This is a genomic window from Acinetobacter sp. LF10, assembly GCF_048585715.1.
Lineage (GTDB): Bacteria > Pseudomonadota > Gammaproteobacteria > Pseudomonadales > Moraxellaceae > Acinetobacter.
The window spans coordinates 997,496-1,014,774 of the sequence record NZ_CP184160.1; the positions used below are offsets into that span (position 1 = coordinate 997,496).

Genomic DNA, 17,279 nt, shown 5'->3' on the forward strand with positions numbered 1-17,279 from the left:
GTACCTAGGTACAGACTTTATCCTAGCCCTATCAAGAAAGAAAAGATAGGTGTCGTCATGACTCAACAACCATCTTCATGCTGTTCTAAAAATGAAGTACCGCTTGTGTACGAATATATTGATCCAGTTTGTGGTATGACAGTCGCTGAAAACTCGCAGCACTATTTTGATTATCTAGGTATCCGCTATTTATTCTGTTCGGCAGGTTGCCAACAGAAATTTAGCTCAAAGCCTGAAAATTATTTCAAATCAGATCAAGATCTAAAATTGACATCATCTTGCTGTGCTAAGCAGCCTCAACAAAAAGCAGCTTCATGTTGTGAAAGTGAATCAGAGCAGCTTATTGAATTAGCTCAACCATCTTCTTGTTGTAAACCTAAGCCAACGAAGCAAAAACTAAGTTCATGTTGTGGCCCTAAACCAGAAGTACCATCTATTCAAGATGAAGCTAAAAAATCTTCCTCTTGTTGTGGTGGAAAGCATGATCATTCAAGTGAAAGCAATTTAGTGGATACAGAGATTGATCCTGTTTGTGGTATGTCAGTCAAAACCACGACAGATTTAAAAACAGATTATCAAGGTAAAACCTATTATTTCTGTAATCCATCTTGTTTAGATAAATTTAAAAATGATCCTGAGTTTTATCTAATTCCAGTCGATCAGCGTCCTGTACCTGAGGGGGCAATGGATATGGATTATACCTGTCCAATGGATCCTGAAATTGTACAAAAAGGGCCAGGAACTTGCCCAATTTGTGGGATGGCACTTGAGCCGATGCAACCCACTTTGGATGATGGACCAAATCCTGAGCTAGTAGATTTTAGTCGACGTTTTTGGACTACATTACCTTTGAGTTTGTTGGTGATGATCTTGGCCATGGGTTCACATATTCATGCCTTTATTTCGCCACATGTTCAGCCGTGGATTGAACTTCTTTTAAGTTTGCCTGTGGTGTTATGGGCGGGTTATCCTATTTTACAACGTTGTTGGGTGTCCTATAAAACAGGACATCTGAATATGTGGAGTTTGATTGGTGTTGGGGTAATTGCAGCATTTATTTATAGTGTTGTTGCTACGATTTTTCCATCATTCATCCCTATTGAAGCGAAAACAGGGCATGGTGTTGCTGTCTATTTTGAAGCAGCATGTATGATTGTTTCATTAAGCTTGTTGGGACAAATTTTAGAACTAAAAGCACGTTCACAAACAGCAAATTCATTAAAAGCTTTACTCCGTTTACAACCTGCTAAAGCGAAATTTGTGCAGCATGGTCAAGTTGTTGAAGTGGATATTGCGATGGTCAAACAAGGTGATATTTTGCAAATATCATCGGGTGAACAAATTCCACTTGATGGTGTCGTGATTGATGGAAAGACCTATGTTGATGAATCCATGATGACAGGTGAGCCTGTTGCTGTGAAAAAGCAAAAAGATGATCTAGTCATTGGCGGGACAATTAATCAACAAGGTTCTATTCGAATCCAAACCACTGCAGTCGGGGCGAATACCACATTAGCCAAAATGATTCAGACCGTTGCCGATGCTCAACGTTCGAAAGCACCATTGCAACGAATTGCAGATGTGGTGGCGAAATATTTTGTGATCGCCGTACTCAGTATGAGTGTTTTGACTTTTATTGCATGGATGGTATTTGGGAAAGCACAATTTGATTTAGCCTTAATGTGTGCTGTTGCAGTTTTGATTATTGCTTGTCCATGTGCTTTAGGTTTGGCAACGCCAATGTCCGTGATGGCAACCACAGGTCGAGCCGCTCAAAAAGGCGTGTTATTTAAAGATGCCGAGGCGATTGAAGCTTTAAGTAAGGTCAATACTTTGATTATTGATAAAACAGGAACATTAACTGAAGGTAAACCAAGTTTAAAAGAGATTCAGCTTTTATCTCAAACTTATAAACAAGCACAAATTGAATTATGGATTGCATCGATTGAACAATATTCGACGCATCCAATTGCCCAGACCTTAACTCAATTAGTTGATGCAAATCAATTACTCAATGTTTCTGATTTTGAAGATGTCGCAGGCTTTGGCGTGAAAGGAAGTATTGATCACCAGACCTTGTATATTGGCAGTCAGAAGCTTATTGAGCAGTTAGCTTTAACCTTAGATGCTGATTTAATCCACGAGTTGGATCAAAAACGTGCACAAGGCGATGTGATTAGTTTTCTGATGTCAGAACAAGAGCTAATCGCTTATATCTCAATTCATGATGCAATCAAACAAAATGCTAAAACTGTGATTGAGCAACTGCATGCTGATGGCATTGAAGTGATTATGGCAACGGGTGATCATCAAAAAAATGCAGACATGGTTGCAGGTCTTTTGGGTATTCAAACCGTTTATGGCAATCTTGATCCTCAGCAAAAACTTGAAATTGTGAAACAGGCGCAAGCTCAGGGAAAAATTGTGGCAATGGCTGGGGACGGTATCAATGATGCACCAGCACTGGCACAGGCGAATATTGGTATTGCGATGGGAACAGGAACAGATATTGCCAAGCAAACAGCGCAAGTGACTTTAGTTAAGGGGGACATTCAAGGGGTTGCACAAGCAGTTCATATAGCAAAATTAGGGGTAAAAAATATGAAGCAAAATCTTGCATTCTCTTTTGTTTATAATGGATTAGGTGTTCCTGTTGCAGCAGGTTTATTTTATCCACTCACAGGATTATTGCTCACACCAATGTTTGCTGCAGTGGCAATGTCATTAAGCTCACTCTCTGTTGTGGTGAATGCTTTACGTTTAAATAAATCATAATTCACTTTGTAAGAATAAAGCCCCTATTCTCATAAATTGAGAGTAGGGTCTTTATTTTGACCCAATTGACATCATCAAAATGAATGCAGTCAATTCTATTTCTCTGTTTTATCCTTAACTTGAATCAAAACTATTGGGAAATAGCTAAGGATGGATATAAAGATGCAAAACAATAAATTTAGTCGTGTTGTAAAATCACTTTTTACTTCAAGTATTATCGTATCATCATTATTATTGACGAATGCGACTCATGCAGCACCTGAAGGTAAACTGGATTTAACACTTTCTGCACATTCACAAAATAAGATTAAACAGCTACTTAACGATCCTAAAACGTGGCAACAAATTCCAAATCAAGTCACTTTATGTGTGTTCTCTCCAAATGGGGAGCATAGTGAGGCTTTTGAACAGGCTACAAGTTACATCACTGAAATTCCACGTATGGTACGTGTAGCCAAGCAGTTTGGTGTCAATATGAATGTGACACGACCATCTCATTTACAGTTCAAATTAGATTTTGATTATCCAAAACTTAAAAAATCAGCGTCTACTTTGGTTAATTTAAAAGTTTATACCAATGAAGCGGTATTAACAGAAGATTTCCGTAGTAAACGTTGTGATGGTGCAGGGATTAGTAATCTGCGTGCAAAACAATTTAATAAATTTGTAGGAAGTATTGATGCGATTGGCGCATTACAAACCTATAAGCAATTGAGTTCGGTGATTCAGGTTTTGGCAAATCCAAAATTTGATGAAAAAATGGTAAATAAAGATTATGAAGTCGTTGGTATTGTGCCACTTGGTGCAGCATATATTATGGTAACTGATCGTAATATTAATACTTTAGCCAAAGCAGCAGGTAAAAAAGTTGCGGTTTTCCAATTTGATGAAACTCAAAAGAAATTAGTACAGAGTGTAGGTGCTCAACCTGTTTCAGTGGATTTAGTCACTGTTGGAGGTAAGTTTAATAATAAAGAAGTTGATATTATGGCGGGGCCAGCTATTTTATTTGAACCGCTTGAGCTACAAAAAGGGATGACAGATAAATCGGGCAAAGCTGTTGGAGGAATTATCAAGTTTCCTGTGATTCAAGTGACAGGAACTTTGATTATGCATCGTAATAAATTCCCCGCAGGAATGGGTTCTATTGCGCGTGAAGTTATCTCAAAACAGTTAAATCCTGCATTTGAATTTGTCGATAAGATTGAAGCGAAAGTTCCAGATAAATTTTGGTTGAACTTACATGAAAGTGATAAACCTGGTTATGTCAGATTGATGCGTGAAGCACGTATTCAAATGACCAAAGAAGGTTTTTACGATAAAGATATGATGAAGTTGCTGAAACAGGTTCGTTGTTCACAAGATCCTAGTAATTATGAATGTGCTTTGAAAGATGAGTAATTTTTAAGTCATTTGACATTATAGAAAAAGAGAATCATGGAAATAGCAGGATTAAGTTATAAACTTGGTATTTCCAACTTTGATCAATCAAGTGATAAGTCATATCCAAAGAACTGATCATTTGATTCATAGAAATGATTTATTTTATAGAAATGAAGAGCTATAGGATCAATCATGAATATAATTTTTCAACTCAAAAATAAATTGATCAAACAAGGTATTCAGTTAAATAAACCAGCAACATGGCAACAGATTTTAGCTTTTGAATATAAGCATCAAGTTAAATTATCACCCATTTTAACAGCTTACTTTTTGGAATTTAATGGTATAGCTGACCGCGATATGGATGATAATTATTTTACGTTCGTATCGCTGGACGCATTCCAATCGGTTGAAACTATTTTAAGCTGCTATGATAAAGATAAGCTTTTATATCAGAACTGTTTTGTATTTTCAGATTATTCAATGTGGTGTTGGGGGTATGCCGTGCAACTAGACCAAATGGGAATAGATGGTGTGGTATATCAAGTGGCGGGGTCATCAAAAAGAAAAGTTGCGGATACGTTCACAGCATTTTTGCAGCAATATTTAATTGATAGTGATGAACTATTATAAAAAATATTTAGAAAATTTAATGGGAATTAATTTAAGGGTATAAATTCTATTCAAAATAAATAGTGTATTAAAAATACTTGAGGTGAAATCATTATTTTTATAATTAAAAAAATTGCTCCAGAGATGCCGCTGCATGGTCGTTACCCTGAACCCGATGAGTTCAAGGTGGAGGTGACGCATACTTACTGGGTTTCCTACTCGGGGTAGGCATACACTCAAAATATACAGGACACATCCATAAATTTAAGTATCGGCAGGGGACTAGACGTACTGGCGAACACCCTAGAGACAGTTTTAGTATAACCGATCTTTACGCGATGACAATCGCTACTTGTAAAGATAATTATTAATTGTTGAGGCTTTGTGCAATTTTACTCAACACTTTGTTCTATATCTTCCAAAATCGTTTGGATTAAATGCTCACAATGTGCATATTCCTGTAATGATTTGTTTAAGCTAAACACTTCTTGCGCCATTTGTAGTGCAACCATAATGACTAGTTTATTATGTTCAACACGTGGTGCGTTGCGGCGCATATCATGAAACTTTTGATTTAAAAATTCAGCGGCACGCTCAAGTTCTTCTCGCTTATCTTCAGTCGTGTTAAGACGGAAAGTCTGTTCAATTAAGCGAAGCTCAACAACAATGGGTTCACTCATGATCAGGTTTCCTCTTGGGTTTCAGCATTTGGATGCGCGAGTTGCTGAATTTCTTGTGCATGTTGATCTTGTGCAGTACCTAAAATTGCAAGCCGTTGAATAATCGCTTCAACTTTAGATTTTGCCAACTCATTTTTCTGTAACAAGCGATCACGATCTTGTTGTAAATCTTGAATTTCTTGCTGACTATGACGTTGCTGTGCTTGTAACTTCTCTTTATTTACACGTAAGTCATTACGCTCAGCCAAAATCTCTTGGAAGCGGTTTTTTAAATCAGTGGTGCTTTTCTCTAAACGGCTATAACGTTCCGCTAAAGTTGTTGCATCTTGATTCAGTTGTTTAAATTGATCTTGTAACTGAGACAATTGTTCAGTTAAGTTATCAACTTCTTCCTGCTTTTGCGTGATGATGCTATTTTTCTGCACAACTTGTGCATGGTGGTCAGTTTCAGCTAATTGTTTAGCCTCAGTAAGCGAAGTATTCTCTCGCTCTAAATGATGTAAGCGTGTTTTTAAAACACCAATATGCGCTTGTAGACGCTGTAATTGTTCTAACATAACGAAGGTCGCACAGAGTTGCAATCAAAGGTAATATATACAGCAGTATAGAGATTGGATAAACGAATGCAAGACGATATTTCAGGTTGGACGGAATGGAATGCTCATTTTACTGGGATTGAAGAAATTTCAAGTCCAAGTGAGTTACATGGTTTACTCACAGGTATAGTTTGTGTCACACAAGCACCAACCACCGATGAATGGTCACAAATTTTAAACACCCTCAATGTGCCTTCTTTACAGCCAGAGGCACTGGAAGGTCTAACCGATGAAGCAGAAGATGTTGCTCATGCTTTGTCAGATGATGAATTAGATTATTTACCTATGCTTCCAGATGATAGCCATTTGCTTGTAGATCGTGTGCAGGCGTTGGCAGATTGGTGCGCAGGCGTAGTCCTCGGTTTTGGTTTGGCTTCAGGTCATATTCGTGGTGAAGAACAAGAGCTGATTGAACATTTACAAGATGTTGCAGCAGTTGAGTTTGAAGACTCCGATAATGATGAAGAGGGTGAAGAAAGCTATCAGGAATTGTATGAGTTTGTACGTTTGATTCCTGTGAGTTTATCAATTGGTCGCACCAAGATTCCTGTCGCTGAAAGTTCATTATTGAAAAACTTTCATGCTAAAAGCAGAAATCAAGATACAGCAGTTGATCCACAAACTGTTGTCGAAATGTTTACTCCACATCGTCCGAGTTAAGGCGATTTAAAATCTCCCTAAATCCCTCTTTATAAAAGAGGGACTTTCTAGCTGTAGGATAATATGAAATTAACTCAAGCTGATTTTAAACAACGCCGTGATCTTCTTGCTAATCAAATAGGCAGCAATAGCATTGCAATTATTGCGACTCGAGCAGAAATGTATCGTAATCGTGATGCTGACTATAAATATCGTGCAGACAGTAGTTTTTATTATCTCACTGGATTTGCAGAACCAGAAGCGGTTGCCATCATTGAAACCTTTGAAGAAGGTGAAGAATATAGCTATAGCCTATTCTGCCGTGAACGTAATCGTGAAATGGAAATCTGGAATGGCTATCGTGCTGGAATTGATGGTGCGATTGAAATTTATGATGCCGATGAAGCGTATGCAATTGATTTACTCGATGGCGAAATTATCGACAAGCTATTAAATAAACAACGCCTTTACTATCGTATTGGTCAGAATGCTGAATTTGATGCGCGCGTGAGTCAATGGATTCAAAAGGCAGATGCACAACAGCGTCGTGGCGGTGCTGCGCCTGCTGAGTTGATTCAGCTTGATCGCATTGTTGATGAAATGCGTTTGAAAAAATCAGCACAAGAAATTGAGTTGATGCAGATTGCATCGAATATCAGTGCCGAAGCACATACTCGTGCCATGCAAACCGTTCAACCGAATATGATGGAGTATGCACTTGAAGCAGAACTCAATTATATCTTTGGTAAAAATGGTTGTGTACCATCGTATAACAGTATTGTGGGTGGTGGTGAAAATGCTTGTATTTTGCATTATGTTGAAAATAATAAGCCATTAAAAGATGGTGATTTGGTTTTGATTGATGCAGCGTGTGAATATGAGTTCTATGCATCGGATATCACCCGTACTTTCCCTGTGAATGGGAAATTCAGCCCTGAACAGAAAGCACTTTATAATATTGTTTTAGATGCTCAACTTGCAGCGATTGATGCAACGCGTATTGGCAATCACTATAAATATCCGCATGAAGTCGCTGTGAAGATTTTAACTCAAGGTCTAGTTGATCTTGGTTTATTAAGCGGTAATGTGGGTGAGTTGGTTGAAAGCGAAGCGTTCCGTCAATTCTTTATGCATGGTACAGGGCATTGGCTCGGTATGGATGTACATGATGTCGGTGCGTATAAGATTGGCGAAGATTGGCGTGCTTATGAAGCAGGTATGGTTGTGACGGTTGAACCAGGTTTATATGTTGCGCCTGATGATGAAACGGTTGATGCTAAATGGCGTGGTATCGGGATTCGTATCGAGGACGATATTGTCGTAACTGAAAATGGACCATTGGTTTTGACCAAAAATGTAGTCAAAACTGTTGAAGAAATTGAAAGTTTAATGGTTAAAACAAAAGTATAAAGATATGATATGGGCTGATGGATCTAGCCTAATTTTTTCTATAAAAGAGAATAATATGAATAAATATGCACCGCAATACACCTTTAAAGAAGGAATAAGGTTACGGTTGTTGTATGTATTATATTCAATACCAGTGATTTTATTTTTATGGGGTGTTTGTGGAGAAACCCAAATATCATATTGGTTGAGATGCTCTCCTTATGGGCGGCATGTATTTTTCTATGGCGAATTTGTTGGAATGTATATTTTGTTTGGGTGTATTTCTTTATTTCTTTGGATACGAAATGATTATCCTGTGATTAAATTAAAACAATACCCATTACCTAATAAAAAAGTAATCAGAAAAATGAGGTATCGATATGGTTGGAGAGCTGTGATCCCTGCTCTAATTAAGTTATTAATTTGCCTTTCTTTTTTTATTATTTCTATATGGGGGTATTTTCAGGCAACTATTATCATTAACAATAATATCAATGTAATAGAAAGTGAGAGTGATGTTCCTTTAGTATGTAATTAATCTAACCATCTCTTATATCAGCTTAGATGAGTATGGTGGAAAACACAGACCAAACAAAGTACAAATTCCATTCCTGATTTGAGTTAGAGTAAGATAGTCCCGAAACATCAAGTCATGAAAAACTGATAAGGAATAATATTATGCAGCAACAAGTCATCATTGTCGGTGGAGGTATGGTTGGACTCAGCCTTGCTCTAATGTTGGCAAAATCTAATATCGCAGTAAAGTTATTAGAAGCTGTGAAATATCCAAATTATGATGACGAAAATGTTGCCCCTTATCATTCTAGTTTTGATGCACGTAATACTGCATTGTCACGCCGTAGCGTACAGATTTACCAAAAATTAGGTTTGTGGGATGCTTTACAGCAACATGCCACGCCAATTCTACAAGTACATATCACTGAACAGGGCAGCTTTGGAAAGGCCCGTTTAGTGGCAGAACAAGAAAAAGTCGAAAGCTTTGGGCAAGTGATTGAAAATGCTTGGTTGGGACGTGTCTTGCTGACTCAAGTTCGCCAACAGCCTTTGATTGAATTGATTGATGGTGTACAAGTAACTTCATTGACACAAGATGAAGACCATGTACAAGTCGAAGCCATGCGCAATGGTGAATATATTCATTCGCTAAAATCCAAATTAGTGATTGCGGCTGATGGTCGTGATTCTTTCTGTCGCCAAGCGATTGGTGTGGGTATAGATGAACATGATTATGACCAAGTAGCCATCGTCACTACTGTACAAACCTCGAAACCACATCAACAGGTTGGCTTTGAACGTTTTAGTGCTTTAGGGCCATTGGCACTGTTACCTTTACCGGGTGAATACCGCCGTTCCGTGGTGTGGCCTGTGAAAAAGGGCACTGAGGCAGAATGGTTAGGTGAAGAAAACGATCAGCATTTTTTGGATGCTTTACAGGAAACCTATGGTGATCGTGCAGGTAAGTTTGAAAAAACAGGCAAGCGCTTTAGCTATCCACTGGCACAGGTCTTGGCACATAAGCAAGCCGTTGGGCGTGTGGTGTTGATGGGGAATGCGGCACATACCATCCATCCAGTTGCAGGGCAAGGTTTTAACCTATGTCTACGTGATGCAGATGTGTTGGTTCGTTTCTTGATGGAGCAATTGGCGAAGTCCGATGATATTGGCAGTCCTGATAATTTATTGGCTTATGAGCAAGCACGTTTAACTGATCAGCAACGGGTGATTAAATTCTGTGATTCAGTGGTACGTGGCTTTAGCAATCAAAATCCAATACTCAAATTATTACGCAATACTGGACTGATTGCATTTGATGTGATTCCGGGTGTTAAGCCTTTGGTTGCCAATTATGCAATGGGGCTAAAAGCATGAGTGAGTTATTAGATGTTGTGATTGTTGGCGGTGGTTTAGTCGGTGGATTAACCGCTTTATTGTTGGCTCAAGGTGGCGTACAAGCGACGGTATTGGATGCTGCACCTGTGCTAAATCAAGAAAAAACGTTGGCAGTGATGAACCCACGTGTATTGGCTCTGAGTCAAGCCACCATTCATTTACTTAAAACAGTGGATGTCTGGAATGATTTAGCACGTCAAATGCCTTATTCAGGTATGCAGGTCTGGAATAAAAATGGCTATGGCGAAATTAATTTTGGACATGCTTCAGAACAGCAACCTCAATCAGATCAGGCTTTGGGTTCGATGGTTGAGCCAAGTGTTTTGAATGTTGCGATTCAACAAAAAATGCTACAGCAGCTTAAAGACTATCGTACTCAAGTGAAAGTGATACGTATCGAGCAGATTTCACAAGGCTGGTCGATTCAACTGGCTGATGGGACAACATTAAAAACCAAGTTATTGATCGGCGCAGATGGCGCAAATTCATTTGTACGTGAGCAAGCTTATATTGATTTAGATGTACTGGATTACAAGCAAGCTGCGATCAGCTGTGCGATTAAGACCACTCAGCCAAATCAATATGTCGCTCGACAAATTTTCTTGCCTACAGGGCCATTGGCTTACTTACCAATTGCGAGTCTTGATTCGCAAGAGAATGGCTATTGGCAGTCGATTGTGTGGACTTTACCAGATGACTATGCGGATGAGTATTCAGCGTTAAATGATCAAGACTTTATGCGACTACTCACACAAGAGAGTCTGCATATGTTGGGTGAGGTTGTTGAGGTGCGTTCAAGAGCGCAATTCCCATTGAAAGCTCGTGCAGCGCAGCGTTACGTTAAATCAGGCTTGGCATTAATCGGCGATGCAGCACATGTCATTCATCCTTTGGCTGGACAAGGTGTGAATATTGGTTGCTTAGATGCCGCAGTTCTATGTGATGTATTACTCCATGATTTAAAACGTGGTGTATGGGCAAATGAACAAACCTTATTACGCTATGAACATCAGCGTAAGGGACAAAATGATGCGATGATGCATAGTATGTCAGCGATTGGCTGGTTAGAAAGTGCAGAATTATTTCCCTTTGTTTGGGCACGGAACTTTGGTCTAAAACAAGTTGAACAATTCGATTGGTTTAAAGATCGCTTTATGCGACAAGCCAATGGATTAGATGCCTTAGAACATACAAGCTATGCTTGCTAAAAAAACAGTAGATATTTTTTAAACAATCATTTATAAATCAGAGTGAATTTGGTCATAAAAAGCACAATTTGATGAATATTTTGCTTTGATAAATGAGAAGAGCTTGTTAAATTTCATCAAGTTCTGATGACCAAATAACGATGATGAGAGTTTAGTCATTGTGGGGAGAGTAATATGACGGAAATGAATGATTACGACGAAAACACTGAAGATTCTGCGGTAGACGATGAAGAGGCGAAAGCCGCGGAAACTGGTGCGGATAGCGAAGAGTCAAGTGCCAATGATGCAGATTTGGCTGAAGCAGAAACATTAACAGTTACTGCAAAGTTAAAACAGCGTCAAGCTTTGGAAGATGAAGTGGCTGCGTTTCTAGCACGTGGTGGGCGCATTACTGAAGTTCCGCCAGGCGAAAGCCAAGAATAAGCTTAAATAGATTCAAAAAGCATCACAATCGTGGTGCTTTCTCTGTTGCTCGAAGACTTAGATTAGAGAAGTAACGATGTACCAATACCCCACATGATACAACCAATAATAAAGTCTAATACTTTCCATGCTTTTGGGTTAGTGAATAGCGGTTTTAAGAATTTAGATCCATAACCTAAACTAAAAAAGAACATCCATGAGGCAACAATACTGCCTAAAGCAAAACTCATTTTATCCTCAAACTGTGTAGCTAGTGAGCCAATAAGTACAATGGTATCTAAGTAAACGTGAGGATTTAACCATGTAAATGCAAGCCCAGTTAAAAGTACTTTGGTTAATGTTTGATGGTGATTTTGGTCGAGTTGTATACTATGAGTTGTTTTAAATGCAGCATAGAATGATCTAGCACCATAAACAAACAAGAAAATTGCACCAAAATATTGAGCAAGTGTCATTAAAATTGAAGATGCGGTCATGCTTTCAGCAAAGCCCAATACACCTAATCCGATTAAAATAGAGTCAGAAAGCGCGCAGATAAAACATAGCCAAAATACATATTGCTGTTTGAGCCCTTGTTTTAGGACTAAAGCATTTTGAGCACCAATAGCGACAATCAGACCGCTACCGATTCCAAAACCTTTGAGAAATACACCCAGAGAGATCATAAAAAAAGAAGAGAAAATAAGATGAGAGAATTATCTGATTTTTAAACTTAAAATAAGTAGAATTAAGAATATTTAGGTTTGGCTAAAAATAATTTAGGTTAATATGCTCGATAGTAAGCAATGTGAAGCTTTTCTTGCGGTGGCTGAATTGGGAAGTTTTGATGCTGCTGGTGAATTTTTATTTATTACACCTTCGGCTGTGTCAATACGAGTACAGGCTTTAGAAAAATATCTTGGGCAAGTTCTAATCCTTCGTGGTCGTCCATCTACGCTTACATATGCAGGAGTAACCTTACTCGACCATTTGCGGCATACCCGATTAATGGAGCAAAATTTATTACAAGGTTTAATGGGTAAAACTTCTGATTCTGAATTTTATAAAATTGCCTTGGCCTCAAATGCTGATTCATTGGCAACATGGCTTTTACCTTCAATTCAATCAACACTCATTGAAGAAAAGATCGTACTTGAATTGAAAATTGATGATCAATCGCATACACATTCTTTGTTAGAAACAGGTCAAGTCAATGCGTGTATTTCTGCTGAGGCTCAAGTGATGTCGGGTTGTTTAGCACAACCACTTGGCAAAATGCGTTATAAAATGTTGGCTTCGACGGACTTTGTTAAATATTGGTTTAGACAAGGGATTAATAGGGAAAGTTTGAGATCTGCGCCCGCCGTTATTTTTAATCATAAAGACTTAATGCATTCAGACATATTATTAAAGTATTTTGGATTATCGATGCAAAGTTATCCGTTTCATTTTATTCCAGCAACAGATGCTTTCGTCAAAGCAATCCAATTAGGTTTAGGCTATGGCATGGTGCCTGAGTTGCAGGTTCAACCACTACTCGAAAATGGAACACTTGTTGATATTATGCCTGATGTCCAACTTGATATTCCTTTGTATTGGCATCATTGGAAACGACAGTCTCAACAATTAGAAATATTGACTGAAACAATTATCCAAGCAGCTCAGAAAATATTGAGATAGTTGTGTTTTTTTAATTGTGATGAATGTTGTTTAAAGTTAATTATATGATAGGTTGCAAGTATTCACGTTGTTAATTATTTGCAAGGTAATCTATCCAAAATTAATTACCTTGCATCACGCTTACTATTCGGCTTGGGTTAATTCCAAAGCACGTTGATAAGCAACTTTCTTTTTGATACCTGTCAAATCAGCAGCCAATTGAGATGCGGCCTTGACTGATAAATCTTGTAATAAGCGTTTTAGCAACTCATCCAATTTATCTTGTTCCATGTCTTTTTCAGCAGTGGCACCACCCACCACGACTACAATTTCACCTTTCTCTTGGTTGTGATCATTTTCAATAAATACGACTAACTCTTTTAAAGTCATTTTTTTAATAGTTTCAAAGGTCTTGGTAATTTCACGGGCAAAACCTACAGGACGATCTTCACCAAATACCTCAGCCATATTTTTAATACTGTCTAAAATACGATGTGGTGCTTCATAGAAAATGAGTGTTTGTGTCTCATCTTTTAGTTTTTCGAGTTGGCTAATTCGTTGCGAAGCCTTTGACGGTAAGAAACCTTCAAAACTAAAGCGATCACTTGGTAAACCTACAGCACTCAAAGCTGCAATTGCAGCACAGGCACCTGGTACTGGAATGACGCGGATATTATGTTCTTGTGCTGCGCGTACTAATTTAAATCCAGGGTCACTAATTAATGGTGTTCCCGCATCACTAATCAGAGCAATACTTTCACCATTTAACATTCTTTGTATAAGTTGATCAATTTTGTTACTTTCATTGTGATCATGGCACGCTGTTAACGGTGTTGAGATATTATAGTGTTTAAATAATTGAGCAGATTGACGAGTGTCTTCTGCCGCAACCACCGATACAGACTTTAAAATATCAATCGCACGAAAGGTCATGTCATCTAAGTGCCCAATCGGGGTTGCTACAACAAATAATTGAGCACTCATAAAAGGTAACTCCCTCATGTATTACAAAAAATATTGTTTGCTGCTAGGTTTGGCAGCGCTTGTAAGTCCTGTATATGCGGACATAATCGTGATTCTACCTGAATCGGGTACGATGGCGCGAGCGAGTCAAAGCATCAAACGCGGTTTTCTGAGTGCTTATACAGCATCTGGCAGTAAAGAAAAAATTATTTTTGTAGATTCAACTAAAAATAGCATCGATACGATTTTTAAGAAAAAAATAGATCACAACGTTCATTTGATTGTTGGGCCCTTGCTACGAACTGAAATTGAAGAGGTGATTCAAATGAATCCTCAAATTCCTGTGCTTGCTTTAAATGATGTTAATACTCAAATTGATAAAGTATGGCAATTTAGCTTAGCAAAGCAACAAGATGCGGCAGCATTAAATCATCGTTTTCAAAAAGATCGCATCAAAAAACTTTTTATCGTTCGAGAAACAGGAACTGAGTCAGCAACAGAACTTTTGCTCTCTGCACTAAAGGACCAATTTGCATCAGAAATAGAATTTGTTGATGAAGTACCACAAAAACGATCAAGTAAAGAAGGGGTATTATTGTTAGGGAGTCACCATTGGGTGGAACAATTAGGTACATTACCCGAAAAGAATATTTACGTCACACCGATGAGTATTGAGCAGGGACAATCTATTCCAATCGGTTTAAGTTTTTGTGATACACCCGCGCTATATAATGGACAATGGGCAGATTTAATCGAAGCCTATAAGAAACAACCAGAAACGATGGCATTTCAACGTTTATTAGCTTTTGGAGGAGATGCTTGGACGATAAGTCAACAATTATTAGAAAACCCTGAGCGTAAATTCTCTTTTGAAGGACGTACAGGTAAGATTAGCGTTAAAGATGGAAAAATTGATAGGCAACCCTATTGTTATCAACAACAAAAAAATGAAATTCAAATTTTAAAATAAAAATGGTCGTAGTATGGCAGAAGATATTGTTGAGGATTTGGGGCGTTGGGCAGAACAGAAAGCAAGGGAATTATTGGAATTAGAAAATTACCAATATGTAAATCAAAATTATCATTCTAGATATGGTGAAATTGATCTGATTGTAAGATCAGGTAAAGAGCTTGTTTTTGTTGAAGTAAAGGCTAGATCTTTAGGGAGTTATGCGTCTGCTTGTGAAGTTATTACTCGCGCGCAACAACGTAAAATCATTAAAACAGCACAATTTTTTTTACAAAAACATCCTAATTATGATGATTTTGATTGTCGTTTTGATGTGATTTGTTTTGATTTTCCAAAGAAATTTGCAAAAACAGTACAACCAGATTTTTCCAAATTGCAGTATGATCAGCAATGGATTCAACATGCGTTTACTTTAGATTGAGTAATAATTTATTATTTTTTAAGATAAATGCCAAAGATTTAACAAGTTTGAAGATAGGGAGTCTTGCCAAGTGTTAAAACATTTAACGATTACGTTACTTTGCGCTGCAAGTTTATCAGGATGTGCGAGTTTTATTTCAGGTGGTACAGGAACTTCGCCGATTGGTACTGAAAGTGGTGAACGTAGTTTAGGGCAGGTTTTTATTGATTCCTCAATTAAACGCACTGCAAATATTAATTTGTATAAATTGGATCATCGCTTTAAGCAGTCACGAATCAATATTGAAAGTTTTCATAGTAATGTTTTATTAACAGGGCAAGTTCCTGATCCTTATTTGAAACAATTAGCAGAAGACAATTTAAGAGCGATGAGTGATGTAAAAGCTGTGCATAATTACATTACTGTTGGTGATAAAGTAAATTACAACACGATTATGCAGGACTCTACTGTGACTGCAAATACTCGTGGTTTGCTAATAAGAGCGCCTGTTGTATCTGACAGTAAAGTATTAATTCATACTGAAAATGGCATCCTTTATGTGATGGGCCGTTTAAATACCGCTGAGATAAGAGATTTAGATGATGTCTTACAAAAAGTTGGTAATGTGAGTAAAATCGTGACACTGATTGATAATATTGATCAACCATCTGGAACGGTAGCAAGTGCTACAGCAGCAACACCGATGATTGGTGGTGCTTCAACACAACCTTTAGTTGAAACTCCAGTTGCAATTGATCCCGATCAGACTGAACCAGCGACTATTACTCCGACTAAACCCTAATCTATGAAGCAACTTATTCAACAAGTACAAGAAAATGTCATACGGGCGAAAAACTTTTATCAGGAATTTCGCCTATATGATTTAGCAAGCTATTCGATGAATTATCTGACGCCAAAGGATACTTTTGAAAAAGAAGAACATCTTGCTTATGGATTAAAAGCCAGAAATCGATTGGATCTTTATCGAACAAAAAATCCCAAAAAACAAAGACCATTAATTGTTTTTGTACATGGTGGATCATGGCAACATGGTAATAAGAGAGATTATTTATTCATTGGTGAAACCTTTGCTCGAGAAGGTTTTGATGTTGCTGTGATTAATTATCAACTTGCTCCAGAGAATATCTTTCCAGCATTTGTCGATGATCTAGCGCAAGCGATTCATTATTTGAATCAAAATAAAGCGAAGCTGAATATTTCAACTGATAACATCATTTTGATGGGACATTCTGCGGGTGCTTTTAATGTGATGTCTGTGGTGTATTCTGCTCAGCCTCAGCAATTTAAATATATCGATAATATTAAGGCAATTGTTGGCTTGGCTGGCCCGTATCATTTTGATTATAAAAATGATCCTTTATCTGAACATGCTTTTGATCAAAAAACATCGTATCAACAAGTGATGCCGTATTATTTTATTAATCCGAATAAGATTAAACATTATCTATTGATGGCTGAGAATGATCAGTTGGTTGGTAATCATAATAGTTTCGATCTTGATAAGGCATTGAGAGAAAAGGGTAATCATAGCCATGTGATGATTATTCCTAAGACTGGACACATTACCATTGTGGCGACTTTGGCCAGTTTTGTAAGCCATTACTTCAAAACCAAGCGAACGATTTTACATTTCTTAGATGAAGCTTTAGAAGATTAAATAAAAAAAGCATC

At 37.8% G+C, this 17,279-nt stretch carries 18 protein-coding genes and 1 other RNA gene; 14 read left to right on the forward strand and 5 right to left on the reverse strand.

Features of this window, described 5'->3' with window-relative positions; all coding sequences use genetic code 11:
* The first annotated feature begins 57 nt into the window (after window positions 1-57).
* The 3 genes from ACN19N_RS04785 (at window position 58) to ACN19N_RS04795 (ending at window position 4,791) form a co-directional block, all read left to right on the forward strand.
* Entirely contained in the window at window positions 58-2,775 is a 2,718-nt protein-coding gene (locus tag ACN19N_RS04785) for a heavy metal translocating P-type ATPase (RefSeq protein WP_420002077.1), read from the forward strand.
* A gap of 162 nt (window positions 2,776-2,937) precedes the next feature.
* Window positions 2,938-4,176, forward strand: a complete 1,239-nt coding sequence (locus ACN19N_RS04790; protein ID WP_269228399.1) for a putative solute-binding protein — start codon at window positions 2,938-2,940, stop codon at window positions 4,174-4,176.
* 174 nt (window positions 4,177-4,350) lie between these two features.
* Window positions 4,351-4,791 carry an SMI1/KNR4 family protein gene (locus tag ACN19N_RS04795; protein WP_420002078.1) on the forward strand — a complete coding sequence of 147 codons (441 nt, stop codon included), beginning with the start codon at window positions 4,351-4,353 and terminating at the stop codon, window positions 4,789-4,791.
* A 110-nt stretch (window positions 4,792-4,901) separates the two neighbouring features.
* Here the strand turns inward: ACN19N_RS04795 and ssrS are convergent.
* The 3 genes from ssrS to ACN19N_RS04810 form a co-directional block, all read right to left on the reverse strand.
* Window positions 4,902-5,083: non-coding RNA, 6S RNA (gene ssrS / locus ACN19N_RS04800), on the reverse strand.
* Between the two features lie 79 nt (window positions 5,084-5,162).
* Window positions 5,163-5,450, reverse strand: a complete 288-nt coding sequence (locus ACN19N_RS04805; RefSeq protein WP_269228398.1) for a cell division protein ZapA — start codon at window positions 5,448-5,450, stop codon at window positions 5,163-5,165.
* Between the two features lie 2 nt (window positions 5,451-5,452).
* Window positions 5,453-6,007, reverse strand: coding sequence for a hypothetical protein (locus tag ACN19N_RS04810; RefSeq protein ID WP_269228397.1), 555 nt, complete (start codon window positions 6,005-6,007; stop codon window positions 5,453-5,455).
* Between the two features lie 66 nt (window positions 6,008-6,073).
* Between ACN19N_RS04810 and ACN19N_RS04815 the strand changes: the two genes are divergently transcribed.
* The 6 genes from ACN19N_RS04815 to ACN19N_RS04840 all read left to right on the forward strand — a co-directional run bounded on the left by ACN19N_RS04815 (window position 6,074) and on the right by ACN19N_RS04840 (window position 11,616).
* Window positions 6,074-6,706 (forward strand): UPF0149 family protein, encoded by a 633-nt coding sequence (locus ACN19N_RS04815; RefSeq protein ID WP_269228396.1) that lies wholly within the window; start codon window positions 6,074-6,076, stop codon window positions 6,704-6,706.
* A 63-nt stretch (window positions 6,707-6,769) separates the two neighbouring features.
* Window positions 6,770-8,095, forward strand: a complete 1,326-nt coding sequence (gene pepP, locus ACN19N_RS04820; protein ID WP_420002079.1) for a Xaa-Pro aminopeptidase — start codon at window positions 6,770-6,772, stop codon at window positions 8,093-8,095.
* A gap of 55 nt (window positions 8,096-8,150) precedes the next feature.
* Window positions 8,151-8,612 carry a hypothetical protein gene (locus tag ACN19N_RS04825; protein WP_293744199.1) on the forward strand — a complete coding sequence of 154 codons (462 nt, stop codon included), beginning with the start codon at window positions 8,151-8,153 and terminating at the stop codon, window positions 8,610-8,612.
* A gap of 140 nt (window positions 8,613-8,752) precedes the next feature.
* Complete coding sequence (ubiH, locus tag ACN19N_RS04830; RefSeq protein WP_420002080.1) at window positions 8,753-9,964, forward strand: 2-octaprenyl-6-methoxyphenyl hydroxylase; 1,212 nt, start codon at window positions 8,753-8,755, stop codon at window positions 9,962-9,964.
* Window positions 9,961-11,193 carry an FAD-dependent monooxygenase gene (locus tag ACN19N_RS04835; RefSeq protein WP_420002081.1) on the forward strand — a complete coding sequence of 411 codons (1,233 nt, stop codon included), beginning with the start codon at window positions 9,961-9,963 and terminating at the stop codon, window positions 11,191-11,193. Before ubiH ends, ACN19N_RS04835 begins: the two co-directional genes overlap by 4 nt.
* Window positions 11,194-11,367: 174 nt before the next feature.
* Window positions 11,368-11,616 carry a hypothetical protein gene (locus ACN19N_RS04840; RefSeq protein ID WP_269228391.1) on the forward strand — a complete coding sequence of 83 codons (249 nt, stop codon included), beginning with the start codon at window positions 11,368-11,370 and terminating at the stop codon, window positions 11,614-11,616.
* 62 nt (window positions 11,617-11,678) lie between these two features.
* Here ACN19N_RS04840 and ACN19N_RS04845 read toward each other — a convergent pair whose 3' ends face one another.
* On the reverse strand, window positions 11,679-12,281 hold the full coding sequence (locus tag ACN19N_RS04845; RefSeq protein ID WP_269228390.1) for a LysE/ArgO family amino acid transporter: 603 nt from the start codon (window positions 12,279-12,281) through the stop codon (window positions 11,679-11,681).
* Window positions 12,282-12,384: 103 nt separating this feature from the next.
* On the opposite strand from ACN19N_RS04845, the gene ACN19N_RS04850 reads away from it, so the two are divergent.
* The gene (locus ACN19N_RS04850; protein ID WP_420002082.1) at window positions 12,385-13,275 is read left to right on the forward strand and encodes a LysR family transcriptional regulator ArgP; all 891 of its coding nucleotides are present in this window, start codon (window positions 12,385-12,387) and stop codon (window positions 13,273-13,275) included.
* A 123-nt stretch (window positions 13,276-13,398) separates the two neighbouring features.
* Here ACN19N_RS04850 and rsmI read toward each other — a convergent pair whose 3' ends face one another.
* The gene (gene rsmI, locus ACN19N_RS04855; protein WP_420002083.1) at window positions 13,399-14,238 is read right to left on the reverse strand and encodes a 16S rRNA (cytidine(1402)-2'-O)-methyltransferase; all 840 of its coding nucleotides are present in this window, start codon (window positions 14,236-14,238) and stop codon (window positions 13,399-13,401) included.
* A gap of 16 nt (window positions 14,239-14,254) precedes the next feature.
* Between rsmI and ACN19N_RS04860 the strand changes: the two genes are divergently transcribed.
* The 4 genes from ACN19N_RS04860 (at window position 14,255) to ACN19N_RS04875 (ending at window position 17,265) form a co-directional block, all read left to right on the forward strand.
* Entirely contained in the window at window positions 14,255-15,187 is a 933-nt protein-coding gene (locus ACN19N_RS04860) for a penicillin-binding protein activator (RefSeq protein WP_420002084.1), read from the forward strand.
* Between the two features lie 13 nt (window positions 15,188-15,200).
* Window positions 15,201-15,608 carry a YraN family protein gene (locus tag ACN19N_RS04865; protein WP_250747681.1) on the forward strand — a complete coding sequence of 136 codons (408 nt, stop codon included), beginning with the start codon at window positions 15,201-15,203 and terminating at the stop codon, window positions 15,606-15,608.
* A gap of 70 nt (window positions 15,609-15,678) precedes the next feature.
* Window positions 15,679-16,389 carry a BON domain-containing protein gene (locus ACN19N_RS04870; RefSeq protein WP_420002085.1) on the forward strand — a complete coding sequence of 237 codons (711 nt, stop codon included), beginning with the start codon at window positions 15,679-15,681 and terminating at the stop codon, window positions 16,387-16,389.
* Between the two features lie 3 nt (window positions 16,390-16,392).
* Window positions 16,393-17,265, forward strand: coding sequence for an alpha/beta hydrolase (locus ACN19N_RS04875; protein WP_420002086.1), 873 nt, complete (start codon window positions 16,393-16,395; stop codon window positions 17,263-17,265).
* Window positions 17,266-17,279: the final 14 nt, after the last annotated feature.

Bases quoted from the DNA above. Each gene is read 5' to 3' on its own strand.
- ACN19N_RS04785 (WP_420002077.1), top strand. From the start codon at position 58: ATGACTCAACAACCATCTTCATGCTGTTCTAAAAATGAAGTACCGCTT.
- ACN19N_RS04790 (WP_269228399.1), top strand. From the start codon at position 2,938: ATGCAAAACAATAAATTTAGTCGTGTTGTAAAATCACTTTTTACTTCA.
- ACN19N_RS04795 (WP_420002078.1), top strand. From the start codon at position 4,351: ATGAATATAATTTTTCAACTCAAAAATAAATTGATCAAACAAGGTATT.
- ACN19N_RS04805 (WP_269228398.1), bottom strand. From the start codon at position 5,450: ATGAGTGAACCCATTGTTGTTGAGCTTCGCTTAATTGAACAGACTTTC.
- ACN19N_RS04810 (WP_269228397.1), bottom strand. From the start codon at position 6,007: ATGTTAGAACAATTACAGCGTCTACAAGCGCATATTGGTGTTTTAAAA.
- ACN19N_RS04815 (WP_269228396.1), top strand. From the start codon at position 6,074: ATGCAAGACGATATTTCAGGTTGGACGGAATGGAATGCTCATTTTACT.
- pepP (WP_420002079.1), top strand. From the start codon at position 6,770: ATGAAATTAACTCAAGCTGATTTTAAACAACGCCGTGATCTTCTTGCT.
- ACN19N_RS04825 (WP_293744199.1), top strand. From the start codon at position 8,151: ATGAATAAATATGCACCGCAATACACCTTTAAAGAAGGAATAAGGTTA.
- ubiH (WP_420002080.1), top strand. From the start codon at position 8,753: ATGCAGCAACAAGTCATCATTGTCGGTGGAGGTATGGTTGGACTCAGC.
- ACN19N_RS04835 (WP_420002081.1), top strand. From the start codon at position 9,961: ATGAGTGAGTTATTAGATGTTGTGATTGTTGGCGGTGGTTTAGTCGGT.
- ACN19N_RS04840 (WP_269228391.1), top strand. From the start codon at position 11,368: ATGACGGAAATGAATGATTACGACGAAAACACTGAAGATTCTGCGGTA.
- ACN19N_RS04845 (WP_269228390.1), bottom strand. From the start codon at position 12,281: ATGATCTCTCTGGGTGTATTTCTCAAAGGTTTTGGAATCGGTAGCGGT.
- ACN19N_RS04850 (WP_420002082.1), top strand. From the start codon at position 12,385: ATGCTCGATAGTAAGCAATGTGAAGCTTTTCTTGCGGTGGCTGAATTG.
- rsmI (WP_420002083.1), bottom strand. From the start codon at position 14,238: ATGAGTGCTCAATTATTTGTTGTAGCAACCCCGATTGGGCACTTAGAT.
- ACN19N_RS04860 (WP_420002084.1), top strand. From the start codon at position 14,255: ATGTATTACAAAAAATATTGTTTGCTGCTAGGTTTGGCAGCGCTTGTA.
- ACN19N_RS04865 (WP_250747681.1), top strand. From the start codon at position 15,201: ATGGCAGAAGATATTGTTGAGGATTTGGGGCGTTGGGCAGAACAGAAA.
- ACN19N_RS04875 (WP_420002086.1), top strand. From the start codon at position 16,393: ATGAAGCAACTTATTCAACAAGTACAAGAAAATGTCATACGGGCGAAA.